Source organism: Arthrobacter sp. 05L421 (assembly GCF_056397785.1).
On the sequence record NZ_JBFTOC010000040.1, the window covers coordinates 1 to 16243 of the forward strand.

The 16243-nt window shown below is 66.0% G+C and carries 17 protein-coding genes; 5 read left to right on the forward strand and 12 right to left on the reverse strand.

The features are described from left to right. The 3 genes from AC1DKQ_RS21970 to AC1DKQ_RS21980 all read left to right on the forward strand — a co-directional run. On the forward strand, positions 1-472 hold a 472-nt coding region (locus AC1DKQ_RS21970), incomplete at its 5' end, for a 3-hydroxyacyl-CoA dehydrogenase family protein (protein ID WP_476920230.1). A gap of 117 nt (positions 473-589) precedes the next feature. Continuing rightward, positions 590-1969, forward strand: coding sequence for an MFS transporter (locus AC1DKQ_RS21975; protein ID WP_476920231.1), 1380 nt, complete (start codon positions 590-592; stop codon positions 1967-1969). Between the two features lie 24 nt (positions 1970-1993). Continuing rightward, the gene (locus AC1DKQ_RS21980) at positions 1994-2770 is read left to right on the forward strand and encodes an SDR family NAD(P)-dependent oxidoreductase (RefSeq protein WP_476886286.1); all 777 of its coding nucleotides are present in this window, start codon (positions 1994-1996) and stop codon (positions 2768-2770) included. A gap of 48 nt (positions 2771-2818) precedes the next feature. Here the strand turns inward: AC1DKQ_RS21980 and AC1DKQ_RS21985 are convergent, their stop codons facing one another. The 12 genes from AC1DKQ_RS21985 to AC1DKQ_RS22040 all read right to left on the reverse strand — a co-directional run bounded on the left by AC1DKQ_RS21985 (position 2819) and on the right by AC1DKQ_RS22040 (position 14081). Continuing rightward, positions 2819-3397 (reverse strand): histidine phosphatase family protein, encoded by a 579-nt coding sequence (locus AC1DKQ_RS21985; RefSeq protein WP_476920232.1) that lies wholly within the window; start codon positions 3395-3397, stop codon positions 2819-2821. A 71-nt stretch (positions 3398-3468) separates the two neighbouring features. Continuing rightward, entirely contained in the window at positions 3469-4221 is a 753-nt protein-coding gene (locus tag AC1DKQ_RS21990) for a lytic transglycosylase domain-containing protein (protein WP_476920233.1), read from the reverse strand. Between the two features lie 94 nt (positions 4222-4315). Next, a complete protein-coding gene (locus tag AC1DKQ_RS21995; RefSeq protein ID WP_277527067.1) occupies positions 4316-4618 on the reverse strand; it encodes a DUF4193 domain-containing protein in 303 nt (100 codons plus the stop codon). A 309-nt stretch (positions 4619-4927) separates the two neighbouring features. Then, on the reverse strand, positions 4928-6349 hold the full coding sequence (locus AC1DKQ_RS22000; protein ID WP_476920234.1) for an LLM class flavin-dependent oxidoreductase: 1422 nt from the start codon (positions 6347-6349) through the stop codon (positions 4928-4930). Then, on the reverse strand, positions 6346-7293 hold the full coding sequence (locus tag AC1DKQ_RS22005) for a TauD/TfdA dioxygenase family protein (protein WP_476886290.1): 948 nt from the start codon (positions 7291-7293) through the stop codon (positions 6346-6348). The genes AC1DKQ_RS22000 and AC1DKQ_RS22005 overlap by 4 nt, the downstream gene beginning before the upstream one ends. A gap of 46 nt (positions 7294-7339) precedes the next feature. Then, complete coding sequence (locus tag AC1DKQ_RS22010) at positions 7340-8251, reverse strand: ABC transporter permease (RefSeq protein WP_476886291.1); 912 nt, start codon at positions 8249-8251, stop codon at positions 7340-7342. Next, positions 8251-9189, reverse strand: a complete 939-nt coding sequence (locus AC1DKQ_RS22015) for an ABC transporter ATP-binding protein (protein WP_476886292.1) — start codon at positions 9187-9189, stop codon at positions 8251-8253. Before AC1DKQ_RS22015 ends, AC1DKQ_RS22010 begins: the two co-directional genes overlap by 1 nt. Continuing rightward, the gene (locus AC1DKQ_RS22020) at positions 9186-10241 is read right to left on the reverse strand and encodes an ABC transporter substrate-binding protein (RefSeq protein WP_476886293.1); all 1056 of its coding nucleotides are present in this window, start codon (positions 10239-10241) and stop codon (positions 9186-9188) included. Before AC1DKQ_RS22020 ends, AC1DKQ_RS22015 begins: the two co-directional genes overlap by 4 nt. 413 nt (positions 10242-10654) lie before the next feature. After that, entirely contained in the window at positions 10655-11644 is a 990-nt protein-coding gene (locus tag AC1DKQ_RS22025) for a patatin-like phospholipase family protein (protein WP_476886294.1), read from the reverse strand. 445 nt (positions 11645-12089) lie between these two features. Further along, on the reverse strand, positions 12090-12707 hold the full coding sequence (locus tag AC1DKQ_RS22030) for a TetR/AcrR family transcriptional regulator (protein ID WP_476886295.1): 618 nt from the start codon (positions 12705-12707) through the stop codon (positions 12090-12092). A 146-nt stretch (positions 12708-12853) separates the two neighbouring features. Then, the gene (locus tag AC1DKQ_RS22035) at positions 12854-13531 is read right to left on the reverse strand and encodes a PAS and ANTAR domain-containing protein (RefSeq protein WP_476886296.1); all 678 of its coding nucleotides are present in this window, start codon (positions 13529-13531) and stop codon (positions 12854-12856) included. An 88-nt stretch (positions 13532-13619) separates the two neighbouring features. Then, positions 13620-14081: a YegP family protein gene (locus AC1DKQ_RS22040; protein WP_476886297.1), complete on the reverse strand. Its 462-nt coding sequence runs from the start codon at positions 14079-14081 to the stop codon at positions 13620-13622. Positions 14082-14428: 347 nt separating this feature from the next. Here AC1DKQ_RS22040 and AC1DKQ_RS22045 point away from each other — a divergent pair, with 347 nt between their 5' ends. Then, positions 14429-14791, forward strand: a complete 363-nt coding sequence (locus tag AC1DKQ_RS22045) for an ArsR/SmtB family transcription factor (protein WP_476920235.1) — start codon at positions 14429-14431, stop codon at positions 14789-14791. Between the two features lie 790 nt (positions 14792-15581). Continuing rightward, entirely contained in the window at positions 15582-16205 is a 624-nt protein-coding gene (locus AC1DKQ_RS22050) for an MFS transporter (protein ID WP_476920236.1), read from the forward strand. Positions 16206-16243: the final 38 nt, after the last annotated feature.

Here is a 16243-nt window from a genome sequence, read left to right on the forward strand (position 1 = left end):
CGCGGCCACCGTCGGCGCCGTCCGCGACCTCGTGCACGCGGCCAACAAACAGACCGCCGTGGTCAAGGACGTCACCGGCTTCGTGCTCAACCGGCTCCAGTACGCCCTCTTCCACGAGGCCGCCCAGCTGGTGGAACAGGACATCGCGACCGCTGAGGACATCGACACCCTGGTCCGCACCACCTTCGGCTTCCGGCTGCCGTTCTTCGGCCCCTTTGCGATCGCCGACATGGCCGGCCTGGACGTCTACAACTTCTGCTACAAGTCCCTGCAGACCGAATTCCCGGAACGCTTCGCCACCCCAAAGATCCTCACCGAACTCGTGGAGGCCGGAAAGCTGGGCACCAAGACCGGCGCAGGCTTCCTCAACGTCCCGGCCGAGCGCACACCGGAACTGATCGCCTACCGGAACAAGGCCTACGTGGCCATGCAGAAGCTCATCGACGAGCTCGGCCCCGCACCCATCAACTGAGTCCAACCGGGCACGTCTGCAGATACTAAGTTTGGTGACTATTGCCTCACCGAGTGGTAAACCTGAACTGTTCCGCTGAGGGACCCGGCGGGCTCGTTTCTGACAGCGAGGTGCATCATGACTTCCATGAATCCTGCTAATCAACTCGACGAGCTGGGCCAGCGCACTCTGCGCAGGGCACGCCGCCGCATCATGCCGCTGATCGTCGTGCTTTACTTCGTTGCATATCTGGACCGGAACAATGTCGGCTTCGCGAAGCTGACCATGAGCGAGGACATCGGCCTGAGCGCTTCGGCCTACGGTCTCGGCGCGGGCATCTTCTTCCTCGGGTACGCGCTGCTGGAAATACCGAGCAACGCCGGCATGTACAGGTTCGGCGCCCGCAAATGGATCGCCCGGATCCTCATCTCATGGGGCATTTTCGCCACGGCGATGTGCCTGGTGAACAGCGCGACCAGTTTCTACATCGTCCGGTTCCTGCTGGGCGCGGCCGAGGCCGGGTTCTTCCCGGCCATCCTGTTCTACCTGACGCTCTGGTTCCCTTCCGCACAGCGCGTAACGGTGCTCGGCATCTTCATCCTCGCCCAGCCGGTCTCCAACGCCCTTGGCGCCCCGGTGTCCGGCCTGCTGCTGCAGCTGGACGGCATCTGGGGCCTGCAGGGGTGGCAGTGGCTCTATATCATTGAGGGCATCCCGGCTATTATCCTCGGCATCCTGACTCCAATCCTCATGACGGACCGCCCGAGCCACGCGCGTTGGCTGGCCGACGACGAGCGCGAATGGCTCACCACAACAATGGACGACGAGCTTGCCCGGCACCAGAAGGGGCGCCCGCATCACTTCCTGGCCGGCCTCAAGGACCCGCGCACCGTTGCCTACTCAGCGCTGTACTTCGGGCTGGTCTGCGGAATCTACGGCCTGGGGCTGTGGATGCCGACGATCGTTGCCGCACTGGGCGACTTCAGCACCACGCAGGTCGGCTTCATCGTTGCCATTCCCTACACGGTTGCGGCGGTTTTCGTGTACTTCTGGGGTAAGCGCTCGGACCGCACCGGTAACCGGGTCCTGCATGCGACCATCAGCATGATCATGGCGGCCATCGGCCTCCTGGCTGCCGGCTACCTCGTCGAGGTCAATGCCGTCCTGGCACTGTTGGCCCTGACGCTTGCTGCCATGGGGATTTACTCCGCCATTGCCCCCTTCCTGGCCATGCCGGCTACTGCCCTGGTCGGAGCTGCGGCGGCAGCCGGGCTGGCTATGGTGAATTCGCTCGGTAATCTGGGCGGGTTCGTGGCTCCCTTCGCCGTGGGGCTGTTCAATGACGCCACGGGAGACAACCGTTCCGGCCTCGTGTTCCTGTCAGCCTGCCTTGCCGTCACGGCCGCCGCCACCTATCTCTACGCACGCAAGCGCCCGGAGGGGCACGTAAAGCCGGGTACGCCGGCCACGGTCGGTGAGGAAGCGGTAGCTTCCGACGACTTCGACACCAAGAACTGACCATCAGACGACGAGGGGCTGACCATGATCCAGCAAGCAGCGTTTCCGTCCGGCCGGACCGCGGTGCTGACCGGCGCCGCCTCTCCCCGCGGCATCGGACGGGCGACGGCGGAATTGCTCGCCAGCGGGGGCTGGGCAGTTGCGATTCTGGATATCGACGGCGACGCGGCGCGGAAGGCGGCGGCGGAAATCGCCGACGTCTATGGCGTCCCGGCAGTCGGTGTGGGCGCGGACGTGTCCGATCCGGCAGCCGTCAACGCCGCCATCGACGAGGTTGAGTCAACGCTGCCGCCGATCATTGGCCTGACCAACCTGGCAGGCATCAGCTCCCCCACGGAGTTCATGGACGAGACCCTCGAGGCCTGGGAGCGGGTGTTCAAGATCAACATGACTGGCACGTTCCTGGTCACGCAGCGGGTGCTTAGGGGCATGATCGAGCGGAAGCTGGGCAGGATCGTGAGCGTCTCCTCCATCTCGGCCCAGCGCGGTGGCGGCACCTACTCCAAGGTCGCTTACAGTGCTTCGAAGGCTGCCATCATCGGCTTCACCAGGGCCCTGGCCCGCGAAATGGGCCAGCATGGAATCACGGTCAACTGTGTGGCTCCGGGTCCGGTGGACACCGACATCATGGGCGGGACACTGACGGAAGAGCGGAAGGCCGCCATGTCAGCCGACATCCTGGTGGGCCGGGTGGGAACCGTGCGCGACATCGCCGCGCTGCTGGTGTTCCTGCTGGGCGAGGACGCCGGTTTCATCACGGGCGCGACGTATGACATCAACGGCGGACTGCAGATTTCCTGACCGCAGGGACGCGAAGGGCCGTATCACTCCCCCGAGTCGGCTGCAGCCCTAAACGGCAGCCATCACGGGCTCGCCATTGAAGTATTCGAGCTGCCAGCCGTCGACGGCATGGTGGTGGGCCAGGTTGAGCACGGCGTTGTCGATGCGTTCCAGGGTTCGGCCGATCGCGCGGCTCAGGCTCACGCGCAGGAGCGTACCGTGGGCCACGGCCAGGACGCGGCGGCCGTGGAACTCCTCGGCCAGCGCCTCCAGGGCGGCCAACCCGCGGCGGGCTGCCTGGTCCTCGCCTTCCGCGCCGCGAAAACCACCGGGGATGCGCAGCGCGTCCAGTTCAGGGCCGTCCTGCAGGCCCTCCGCGGGTCCGAAGCTGCGCTCGGCGAGCTCCGGCACGCGCCGGGCCACGCTGAGCCCCAGCCCGGCGGCAATGAGGTCGGCGGTTTCCGCCGCACGGCTCAGCGGCGAGGATACGATCGCGTCCCACTCGTAGCCGGACAGGGCGGCGACGGCGTCGCGCGCCTGGCCGCGGCCGACGTCGTTCAGCGGAATGTCGGTGGATCCCTGCAGCCGGCCCTCCGCGTTCCAGTCCGTCTGGCCGTGGCGGACAAGGGCGAACGTCGTAAAAGTCATGCCTTCCATTCTGCCCTGCGGGCGGACAGGCCCTGTCATCGGCGAGTCAACAGCAGGTCATCATGGTGGAGCTACCCGGCAGGGCCGGACTGCGTGGCGTAGGCGGTGGCCCGGTCGCGGACGTGGGCCACGTAGGAATCCGACTGGTTGTAGGAGTAGATGGCGTCCGTCCAGCCCGCGGCCGTGGAGAGATCACCGCCGTGGACGCATAGGTACGAGGCGGCACTCAGCGCGGCGTCGTCGATGTTGAACGGGTCGGCTTTTCCGTCACCGTTTCCGTCCCGCCCGGCGAACTGCCAGGTGGAGGGAATGAACTGCATGGGTCCGACGGCGTGGTCCCACTGGGCGTCGCCGTCCAGGGCGCCGGCGTCCGTGTCAGGGATCGCGGCAAATCCTTCGCCGTTGAGGCTCGGACCGACAAGTGGCCCACTCGCCTGGCCGGCGCTGGTCAGGTGACCGCCGCCGTAGGTTCCGTGGCCGGATTCGACGAAGCCGACAGCTGCCACCGTATTCCAGCCGATGCCGCACGCCGGCGCGGACTCGTTGGCTGCACCGGCCGCAGCCACGTAGGCCTGGAGCGCACGGGCAGGGATGCCGGTCTTCGCGGCGGCATGGCTGAGCCACTGGGCGTCCGTGCGTCGGGTGATGTTCACCGCGGAGGTGATCCCGGCGGAGAGCGTTTCGAGTTTCGCTTCCGCCCGGGGCGGTGCTGGCAGGACTGCGCTAGTCCCCGCGCCGGAGAATTGCGGTGCCCAAAACAGGAACCCGGTAATGACGCAAAACGCGAACAGGCCGAGCACTGCCAGGCGTTTCAGGTGGAGCATGGACTAGTTGGACCTGCCGCGGACGATGCCGATCCGCTGATCCGGAGCTGTGCGGCAAATCGCCCTGGTGCCGCACCCACGCGGTGCCATAGTCCTAGCCTTCGCAGTCGACGCAGTAGGTGTGGCCGTTCTTTTCGCGTGCCACTTGGGACCGGTGCCGGACCAGGAAGCAGGAATAGCAGGTGAATTCGTCCTGCGCCTGCGGGATGACCTGTACGACGAGTTCCTCGGCGACGAATTCACCGCCAGGTGTGATCGAATCGTCAAAGGCGTCAGTCTCATCCATCTCGCGGACAACGCTGCGGGCATCCGGGGCGTTGGCGGATTGCAGCGCCTGCAGGGAACTATCCTGCGACTCCTTGACGTCGGATCGGACTTCGTCGTAATCGGTTGCCACGGGGGTGACTCTCATTCCTATGTTTAGTTCTGACGGGAAGCCAACGTACACCATTACGCCCCTCTCTGCTTCATCCGAACAACGGGTGGCCCACAAGGGCGTTCCCGCTGTGACTACCGCCACTCCTTCCCGCGGCGTCTGGATCCAAGACGAGACCGGCACAAATCAGTCCGACGGTCCCGTTGTCGACATCGACAACCACGTCACGAAGCCGTAAAATCCGGTGCGCCCGGCCGCAACCGGCGCAGTGCGGCCCCGGGCAGCCATAGCTGCCCGGGGCATCACGTCAGATGGGGCGCCGGTTCCGCATCACCGGTCGGAGACCAGGAGCTCCCGTCTCTGCGCAGCGGGGTTCTCCACCGGTGTGGAGGCTGCCGGGCTGCTTGCCGCCGGGATGGAAGGGGCAGCCGCGGCGAAGGTGTTGGCCGGCCGGGGCAATCCGTAGTGCTCACGGAGGGTCCGGCCGGTGTATTCACGCCGGAAGAGTCCGCGGTCCCGCAGGATCGGGATGACGTGGTCCACAAACGCGTCAAGGCCGGACGGGAGCACGGGCGGCATGATGTTGAAGCCGTCCGCTGCACCGGCCACGAACCATTCCTGGATCGCGTCGGCCACCTGCTCCGGGGTGCCGGAGAAGGTCCGGTGCCCGCGGCCGCCCCCGAGCCGGCCGATGAGCTGGCGCACGGTCAGGCGTTCCCGCCGGGCGAGGTTCACGATCAACGTGTACCTGCTCTTGGCGCCCTCGATCTCGTTCTCCGGGGGCAGGTCTTCCGGCAGCTCGGCATCGAGGGCCAGAGATTCCGGCGAGACCCTGAGCACACCAGCGAGCTGCCGTCTGGCGTGCTCGGGGTGGATGAGCCCGTCGAGTTCCTTCTCCAGCCGCTGGGCTTCGGCCTCGGTGGACCCGATGACCGGAACGATGCCGGGAAGGACCTTGATAATCTCGGGATCCCGGCCGGCGGCGGCGGTCCGCCGTTTCAGGTCCGCATAGAAGCGCTGCGCGTCGGGCAGGGTTTGCTGGGCGGTGAAGACCGCTTCGGCGTAGCGGGCCGCGAAGTCCTTGCCGTCTTCCGAGGAACCGGCCTGGACAATCACCGGGTGCCCTTGGGCGGAGCGTGGCACATCCAGCGGGCCTTGGACGCTGAAATACGTGCCGGTGTGGTTGACGGGGTGGACGCGGGTGTTGTCTCCCCAGATCCCGGCGTCCTTGTCCCCGAGGGCGGCGTCGTCTTCCCAGCTGTCCCAGAGTTTCCGCGCGACGTCGAGGAATTCCGCGGCGCGCTCGTACCGCAGCGCGTGGGCCGGCTGGTCCCGCAGCGAGAAGTTCCTCGCGGCAGCGTCCCCCGCGGTGGTGACGACGTTCCACCCGGCCCGGCCGCCGCTGATGTGGTCCACGGAGGCAAACCGCCGGGCGAGGTTGTAGGGGTCGTTGTAGGTGGTGGACGCCGTCGCTATCAGCCCGATGCGTTCGGTGACGGCAGCGATGGCGGCAAGCAGGACCGTCGGCTCGAGCGTGCCGTAGGGGCGCTGGCCGACGTCGCCGTGCAGCACCGGCGAGTCCGCGAAGAAGATGGAGTCGAACGTGCCGCGTTCGGCGGTCCGGGCCAGCCGCTGGAAATGGGCCACCTGCGTCCCGGCGAAGCTGTCGCTTTCCGGCAGCCGCCAGGAGGCTTCGTGGTGGCCGGTGCTCATGAGGAACGCGTTGAGGTGCAGCTGCCGTGCGCCGCTCACAGCGGCGCTCCCGACAGATTTGCGCGGAGTTCGACCGTCTCGGAATAGACGGAGGAGTCGCCCTGGATGGAGGTGCTGCTGCGTCCATCGATACCCCGCGGAACATCGCCAGCCACCGTGACCCGGTTGAGCTGGCGGGGCTGGCCGTCAAAGTTGTCCGGGGCGTAATGCTGGGTGATGCGGTTGTCGAAGAGCACCAGCTGGTCCGGTTCCCAGTTGACGCGGACCACGTTCTCCGGGCGGGTGACATAGGCCTGAAGCAGCCGCAGAATGTCCTTCGATTCGGTGTTGGACAGTCCCACGATCCGCAGCCTTTGGGCGAAACCGCCGATGAAGAGTCCCCGTTCCCCGGTCAGTGGATGGACCCGGACCACGGGGTGGGCGGTCTCGAAGTGGATCCGGGTGAATTCCTTCCGAAGCTCATCGGCGTTGGCGTGCTCGAGGTTTTTCGGCACTGAGTAGTCGTAGTCATTGGTGTGGACGGCCCACAACGTGTCGGCGAAGTTTCGCAGTTCCTCCGGCAGGTCCTGGTAGGCACCTGCCGAGGAGGCGATCAGGGTTTCCCCGCCGTAGGCCGGCAGGGTGATGCTGCGCAGGGTGGAGGCCTGCGGCGGGTTCACCACGAACGTGACATCGGTGTGCCAGTTGTTGGCGCTGCCGTTTTCGCTGTCCACCGGCAGGACCGCCGGTTTTCCCTCAACGGAGGCCACCGTGGGGTGCGCCTGGGTGAGCGGGCCGAAGCGGCTGGCGAAGCGGACCTGGGCTTCGTCGTCGCGGACGTTGGCTTCCCGGAAGACCAGGGCCTTGTGGGTGTTCAGGGCCGCCCGGATCTGGGCGATGGTGGCGTCGCTGAGGTCGCTGCTGAGGTCCAGGCCGCGGATCTCGGCGCCGATGCGCGCGCTGAGTTTCCGGAATTCGAGGCGGGTTTCGGTAGCTGTCGACATGGTGTTTGTCTCCTTGATCTGTGGGGCGTGGCTAGTTTGGCCGGGGTTAGATCGACTGGGATCCGACGGCGGTCCGCCACCGGGAGAAGTGCCGCTCGACGGCGACCAGCAGGTAGTTCACCAGCAGGCCGAGCAGGGAAACGGTCAGGATCCCGGCATACATATCCGGGATCAGGAAACTCATCTGGGAGTTGACGATCAGGTAACCGAGGCCCGCCTTGGCGCCGACCATTTCCGCGGCGATGAGCACCAGGATCGAGGACGTTCCCGCCATCCGGATTCCCGTGAAAATGGTCGGTGCCGCCGACGGGAGGATGACCTTCTGGAACAGCCGGAAGCTCGAGAGCCCCAGGGAGCGGGCGGCACGGATGAGCAGCGGATCAACGGTCCGGACGCCGGCGATGGTGTTCAGCAGCACGGGGAAGAACGCGGCATAGGCCACGATGCTGATCTTGGACGTCTCCCCGATCCCCAGCAGGAGGGTGAACACCGGGAGCAGGGCCAGCGCCGCCGTGTTCCGGAAGACCTCCAGCAGGGGGTTCAGGAACCGGTCAAGGGACCGGTACCAGGCGACCAGCAGGCCAAGAGCCACGGCGGATACGACCGCGATGCCGAAGCCGCTGGCGGACCGGGTGAGGCTTGCCGCCAGGTGGTTTTGCAGCTGCCCCTTGGCGATGAGGGTTCCCAGGGCCCGCAGGACCTCGTGCAGCGGCGGGAGGAACACCCTGGTGGAGGCCGAGGCGAGGTAGGTGGGCCCCAGTTCCCAGACCAGGAGGAACAGCACGATGGCGCCCGAGGCCCAGATTCCGCGCCCAGCCTTGCGGACAATGGCCCGGATCAGCGAGGGAAGGTGCTTGGCTGCCGGGCTCCGGGCGGGCCCCGCGGTGCGTCCCGCAGCGGCCGTGGGTGCGGCAACGGCGGCAGGTGCGGCGTCTTTGGTCAGTGTTGGTGCGGTCATTAGGCTGCCCTTCCCGTGCTGATCTGGTCCTGGCGGAGTTGGCCCTGGCTGAGTTGGGGCGCCTCGTCCGGCGCAGACCCGTCGGGCCGGATTTTGACGTGCCCGGCGTCCTGGGCCTTCCGAACCTCGTCGTGCAGCAGCGACCAGACCTTGTGGCGGTGTTCAACGAAGGCGGCGCCGGAACGGACGTCGCCATCACCGCTCCGCTCCCCCAGGTCAATGTCGACAATCTGCTTGAGCCGGCCGGGGCGGGAGCTGAGCACCGCCACCCGCTGGCCCAGGTACACGGCTTCGTCGATGCCGTGGGTGATGAAGATGATGGTCTTGCCCGTGGCTCGCCAGATACGCAGGAGTTCCTCCTGGAGCTGTTCGCGGGTCTGGGCATCGAGTGCCGCGAACGGTTCGTCCATGAGCAGGACGTCGGGTTCGTACGCGAGGCTCCGGGCGATCGCAACGCGCTGCTTCATGCCGCCGGAGAGTTCATGGGGATACCGGTCCTCGAAGCCGGACAGGCCCACGAGCTCCAGATAGTGGCGGGCCTTGTCGGCACGTTCTTTGCGGCTGAGGCGCCGCCCCTCGCTGCCGGTTCCCTCGAGGCCGAAGGACACGTTGGCGGCCGCGGTGCGCCACGGGAAGAGTGCGTACTGCTGAAAGACGACCGCACGGTCGCGGCCGGGTCCGGTCACCTCCTTGCCGTCCACCAGAATCTGGCCGGTGTCCGGGCGGGTGAGCCCGGCAAGGAGGTCCAGGAGGGTGGTCTTGCCGGAGCCGCTCGGACCGACCAGAGTGATGAACTCGCCCGCGGCGACATCCAGGGTGATGCCCTCCAACGCCGTCAGGGTGGTGCCCTCGGGCTGGTCCTTGCTGGCCCGGACGGTGAATTGTTTCCCGACGTTCCGGAGGCTGATTTTCGGCGCCTGGCCGGTACCGCGGGTCATGATGCCGCCCCCTTCAGCAGGTCGTTGAAGTCGTTGGTGTAGTACTTGGATGGGGTAATGTCGCCGGTGACGATTCCAGTGTCATTCAGCCACGCTGACCAGCGGGCGAAGTCCTGGTCGCTGATGGCGCCCTTGGAGGGGACGCCGACGCTCTTCCAGTACTTCAGGGCCGCGGTGCTTTCGGAGCGCTGGCGCTTGTCGATGATCTTCGTAAACCGTGCGATTACTTCGGCGCGGGGCGTTTTGCGTTCCCATTCGATGGCCTTGGCCACGCCGGTGGTGAAGATCCTCGTGGTTTCAGGGTTCTTCTCGATGAAGTCCTTGCGCAGGACGTATTGGCCTCCGGCGAAGGTTCCAAAGAGTTCGAAGTCGTTGAACAGGGACCGCAGGCCGCCCTTGGCGACTGCGTTATCCTGCAGCACTCCGCCGAGCGCCCCGACGTCGACCTGGCCGCGGCGGATGGCCTCCTCGGTGTCATTGGGCGGAACGACGACGAGTTGTACCTGCTTGATCTCCTCCTGGGACAGACCGTTCTTCTTCAGGTAACTGTTGATCACGGCGTCCGAATGAGCGCCCAAGGTGTTGACGGCGATTTTCTTGCCGATCAGATCCCGTGGCGACCGGATCGGACTGTCCTGGGTGACGTAGAAGCCGTTGAACGTCTTATCGTCCTCGCCGTAGTAATTGATCACCGCGGTAACCGGTGCGCCGGCTTCGATGAGCTTCACCACGGCGCCGGAGAAGGCGCCGCCAAAGTCGGTGGCCCCGGTAGCGGCTGATTGGATGCTCGCCGGCCCGCTGATGGTGTTGCCCACCCAGTTCAGCTTCACGGCGCCGAGGTAGCCGAGGTCCTCGGCCAGCTCGGGCAACGTGACGCTGTTGGCCCAACCCTCGTAGCGAAGTTCGGTCACCTCGGGCGTCCCGGGGGCATTCCCGGCCGGGGACTGGGCGCTCGCAGGGCCGCCGCAACCGGAGACCACCAGCGAGACCGCCACGGCGGCAGCAACGCCCAAGGTGGAGAAAAGTCCTGCGGGTAAGAGTCGGTTTTTCATAGCGGATACTTTCTGGATTCGATGGTGCGGACCGGGCTACCGGACCGTGTCCACCATCAGAACAGAGTTAAATCCGCGCCGGCAGGTACTTCGACACCCGGCGAAACCGCGCGTCATCCGGCGACGAAAACAGCAACGGACGGCACCGGCTACCCCATCGGACGCATCGGGAAGCAGTTCGTAACGGGGCAGACTCACGCGGTCATCGGCCGCCATTCCGGGACACATCCAGGCCCCATTGGACCGGCACTGTGACGGCACTCTGACGTCCGACGACGGCGCGTGAAGGCGCCGTCGTCGCGCCGCCGTCGCGCCCGGCACCAAAAAATTCCCAAGATGTAGCCGAATGTTGCGTTTCCCGGGGCTGCGGGGAGAGGGCGGCGGCAGGGGCCCTCTCGGCGGGTGACCTCAGATCAGCGCCAGAATTCGGTGAGCTGCCCGGCAAGGGCGCTGCCCTGGTTGTAACCCGCCCGAGCGGCGGGCGGACGCAGCGACAGATCCATGGCATTGACGCCGAACATGTGCTCGGCGGTGCTATCCGGGAAGAGGGTTTCGACTCTGCTGCCGTGTGCGCGTAGCTCGTCGACCTGTGTGGCGAGATGCATGCCCCAGTGCACCGGCGTCCGTGTTCTGCCGCTGAATGGTGACAGCACCAGCACCCGTGCGTATCCGGCCGCCAGATCGGCGTTCTCGGCGTTGGATCGGTAGCCGCCGTCGATGTATCGGCTGTCCCCGATACCGTAAGCGAAGCCACTGGCACAGCTGGCGGCCACGGCGTCCACCAGCTCGACCCCTCCGTGACGGTCGAACACGACAGGTTCACCGGCACGGGCATCGACCGCCGTGATGAGCATCGTGTGTTCCGGCCAGTGCTGGTTGGGCAGCCTCGCGGCGACGGTCGCGCGCCACCGCGCTTGCCCGGAACCGTCCGACGCCGCATCCAAGTCGAGCGCCGCCGCGCCCATTCTGCGGCGCATATCGGCCGCATCCTCAGAGGCAGCGATAATCCTGCTCGTTCTTTCCATGTGGTCCGCCGCCGGCCTAGCGCGTCCACCGTCGGATCCAATGGGACCGGTCCGTTGCTGGGGTGGGGCGGCAAGGATGGCGGCAAACAGTTCGGTCGGGGTCGCGCCAGCTAGCTGGGCCGCGGCCGTCGATCCGGCCGACGTGCCGACGATCAGGTCGGCATCGGTCACATCCAGCCCGGCATCGAAGAGGCCAGCGATGACGCCGATCAGCCACGCGTTGCCTGTCGATCCGCCGCCGCCGAGGATCAACGCTCGCTCGCTCGCGGCGCGCACCGGCTTTGTGGCGTCGAGACGCGGTTGGTCCTGGTCGGACTTCGGCCGGTCGGGGGCCGTCGATGAGGTGAAGTGCAGGGGTGAAGAAGGTGATGTGTTCACGGGAGTCGTCCTTCGCGTATGGCCTGGCGGGCGCTCCCAGTTGCGACTACTGCAGTCGCGCGATCGCGGACTGCCGGGGAGCACCCATTGCGGATACTGCGTACATGGGTCTCACCTCCTGTCGATGGATCACAATCACCGGAATAGTCGCACACCGGAGTCGCGGTGCGCAACCGGTATCAACGTAGTTACCGTCCTCTGTCACGCTGGCGTGTTCGCCGCCGCCATGTGGCAGCGGCGAACACGCCTTGAGCATTGGCCGAGCCGCCGCTACATTCCGGGGATCTGCTGGGCCTCGTTAACCTCGATTTCGCAGCACCCCCATGAGCACGGCGAGTGATGCCTCGGCGGAGCTGATGTGATCGGTCGAGTCCGGGGCCGCTGACCACTCGTCCGGACCAGCGCCAGCCGGGAGAAAGTGCAGGGCACTCCCCCAGGACGGCGGCTATAGGGCCCGGTGGTGTTCGATGAGCCATCGCGCCATCTGTTGGGCGCGCTTGGAGGCCAGCGTGTCGCCTTCGGTGGCGGAGATGATGGAGCCCTTCATCAGGATGTGCCAGGACCGCGCGAATTCCTCGGGGCGGTCCAGCCCGGCTTCCTCGGCCAGGGCCTGGATGTGACCCCGGATGCGGCTGAGGTAGTCGATGCTCGCCTTCCCCAGCGGGTGCCCGGCCCCCATCTCCAGAAGGACGTTGATGAACGAGCACGCCTCGAAATCTTCGCGCTGGAACCAGTCGCCAAACACGTCAAATACGGCGAGCAGCTGTTCCTCGGCGGTGGTGCCCCGTTTCCTGGCCTCGCCCACGATGAGGTCCACGGTCCATACCTGGTCGCGGAGTTCCAGAAAGGCCAGCACCAGGGCATCTTTGGACGGAAAGTGCCGGTAGAAGGTCGCTTTGGATACCCCTGAGCAGTTGATCAGCTCATTGACGCCAACACCGCGGATACCGCGGCTAGAGAAGAGCTCGTAGGCGGTCGCGAGGATGCGGTCCACAGGCTCGTCGCGTCCGGCCATAGCTGTGGCAGGCAAGAGCGTGGGGCCCGCGGCGTCGTCGACAGTCATGATGAAAAAATTTTACACCCGGCCGGGGCGTACAGACCGGTCTGCCTCGGAGTGTGCTATTAATGCCCGCTGGGTTGCCCCCGAGCATTCGGTGGGCGGGACGCTGGGCGGACGGGCCGAGGCCCTGCTGTGCGCCTTTGGTCCGCCTAGGGATGAAGAACGCGGTCCCCCTCCCGGTGTGTCGAGAATCGGCTGTCCAGTGCGTGGACGAAGCTGCGCAGAGTGGCGGATTCGTGGGTGTTGTTGGCCAGTCGGACGATCGCCGAGGCGGTGTGGGCCAGCTTGATGTTGTGGTGCTGGCTGTAGGCGGAAAGCCGTTCGAAGGCGGCGTCGGAACCGATGTGAAGTATTCCCATCAGGATGCCTTTGGCCTGTTCAATGAGGCCTCGCGTGCCGATGGCTCCGGCAATGGCCTCGCGTGCGGATCGGTCCGTTTCCAGCTGGACCGTCCTGGTGAGGTCGAGCATGAACCCGTCGATGAACAGCACGTTCCCGTCGCTGTCCGGCACCCCCTCCCCAGCAGTCAAGACGCGGCGTTCCCGCCGGCGAGCGTCGAAGAGGCGGTGGTAGTTGGCAAAAAACCCACCGCCGCGGCACACACCCTCAATAGTTTCCCTGCACCGCATCCGGTCGTCAGGGTGCAGGTGCGACATCAGCACCCCCACAGTGGGCACCACCTCGCCCCGGTGATAGCCGTGGATTTGGTAGACCTGCTCGGACCACTGCAGCTCCCCCGAGACCACATCGTAGCGAAAGGTCCCAGCGAGGCAGTCCTCGGTAGCCAGTGCGCTGGAGTAGGCCTGCAGCGCCTTCAGCCCGGTCACGGCCATGCCTGTCTGCCAGGCCTGCCGGCCGGCGCCCAGCGCCCGGGCCCAGAGCGCCCCATGCCGCCAACACGAGACCCGACGGCGGTTAGCACGAGCTGAAACCGACCTGCGCGGACCGCGTTTCCAGAGCCTGTCGCCAGCGTACGATCAGCTGCTGATTCCGGACTACTGCCCGGCCGCCCAAGAAGCGCGCGGCGGAGGGTATGCCGATGCGCGGCGGCCGTCTCGGGAATCTGGGCGCTCCGTCACGGGCCGGCCTCGCCCGTGCCCGCGGATCGCTGGCGTGCGTCTCCTGGGCTCGCCGGTGCTCTCTGGGCTCCCCCGGAGTGACATTGGCCCCGGAGTGGCTCAGGGCGCCACTTTGCGGTGCCTCAATCTCGGTCACCAGCCCCATGCCGGCGTACTCCCGCACTGCGGCGATCCCGGCCACCGCCGATGGCAGGTCAGGAAAGGGCTTGGAGAGGGCCATGACGGTCCCATCCGGGGCGGTCAGTCGAAATCGGTAGGAAGTGTCGGAATCGGTGAACAGTTCAAACATGCCTGTCATAGAACCCTCCTGGAAGCCGGGACCCGGTTGTTCTCGGTGACTCCGTTGTCACCGGGAACAGCCTGAATCCACCCGGACGATGCCAGCCGCTCACAGAGGCCGGCCCGGATCGAATTGATGAATTCATGAAAGTCTGAACTATGGTTCTGGCCCGCGCAAGAGGTAACACCCTGTCTCCCGGCGGCGGCGACACGCCGGCGGTCCGGCGCTACGATATAGGAGCGGGCAGGCCAATCACGGGAGCTGCGAGACAGACTTTTCTGTCTGGGCCGTGTTAGTTTTCCTGTCGGCGGGTTCTGCACAGACGCGCGGCTCAGAATATTTGAATGTGAAGGAGGGAGGTCCCGATGCCGGATGATCTTCCCGCGGGCTTGGTCCTGACCAATGTGAAGGCCGAACTTTTCAAGTCCATGGGCCACCCTGCTCGAATCCAGCTATTGGAGATGCTCGCAGACGGGCCAGTTGCCGTGAGCAGACTGCGCGACAATACCGGCCTGGAACCGTCGAATCTCTCCCAGCATTTGAGCCTGCTCCGCCGCCAGCGCCTGATTGTCCCCTCACGACGGGAAGGGCGGCTGTTCTACGAACTGGCCAGCCCCGAAGTGAACGACCTGCTCGCGGCCGCCCGGTCTCTGCTCGACACCCTCCTCCACTCCTCCCGCTTGACTCTGAGTCCCCTGGCTGACGAGCGGGAAGAGGCAATCCGCTAGATGCCGGCGCGCGGCGGACCGCCAGACGGCTCCTCCGGTGCCGTCGACGTCCGCCGCGCCGGCACGTCCGCAACGCCACGTGGACTAGACGGCACTGGGGGTGGCGACGGGCCATCGTCGGGGACTACGACATCACGGCTACAGAGCCCGGGAAGCACCTGGGATTCCAGGTCGTGGCAGGCCTTGCCCGCCGGCCGGTGCTTACCGGCTCAGTGAAGCGCCGGGCGGAACGACTGTTCGGTTCACCCTGGACCTGCAGCCCAAAGGACTCATGAACTCGTGAGCCCGGTGATCGTCCGCACCATGAATGCTGAGGTCGCGCAACTGACAAATCTGAAGAACGTTCTCAAATCCGCATAGAGTGGCCTCACAGGGTGGCACCTATGGAAAACCGGAGTCCCGCTGAGTATGCCAACCTGATTCAGGACCACTGAGACGTCCTGATTCAGGACCACGCGGCGTTTCGTTGCTCTAACCATGACCGGGCAGAAAAATTGGCTCTCCGACATGACAAGAATGTGCTCTGGCGGCACCAGGCCTGAGCGGCCCAGCGGGAAATCTACCTTCATCGGGGCCGATGATCGTGCAGGCGAGGATCCCCACAACCAGGGCGAAAAGGAATCCAGACCGTTTCGGTAACCAAGATCTCGCCACGGCTTCAGCCGGGCAAGCACTTAGCCCGACGGATCCGGCGCAGGCGGAATAGTGCGCGCTTGACAGTCCACCACGGTGGGCGGACTATGACGCTCATGCGCGCAACGACCAAGGGCACGCTCAAGAACCCGGAACCATGAGTGCCGGGGCGCCGATAGCGGCACGGACTGAATCCGGACTTGTCCTTGCCGTGCTGGCGTCCGGCCAGTTCCTGATGACGCTCGACAGCTCGGTGATGAACGTTTCGATGGCCACGGTGGCCGCGGACCTGGGCACGTCAATTACCGGCATCCAAACGGCCATCACCCTTTACACACTCGTCATGGCGTCCCTGATGATCACTGGCGGCAAAGTCGGTACCATCATAGGCCGCCGCCGCGCGTTCGCCCTCGGCCTGATCATCTATGCCGCCGGTTCGCTGACCACGGCGCTGGCGCCCAACCTTGGTGTCTTGCTTCTGGGCTGGTCCCTCTTGGAGGGCACCGGCGCAGCCCTGATCATGCCGGCGATCGTCGCGCTGGTTGCGGCCAACTTCCCGCCCGAGCGCCGCGCCGCAGCCTACGGGCTGGTGGCCGCGGCAGGAGCCATGGCGATCGCAGCGGGCCCGCTCATCGGCGGCGCAGTGACCACCTTTGCATCCTGGCGGTATGGGCAAAGTCAATCAGTGGGAGCAACGCAGGGGGTTAGGCTGCGTGCAGCAGCTGGTTCAGCCGGTTGGCTGGGGTTTCCAGGTTCAGGGTGGGCCGGGGCCGGCGGTTGAGTTTCGCGGCGACCTGCCGGAGGTCCTCGGGGGTGTGA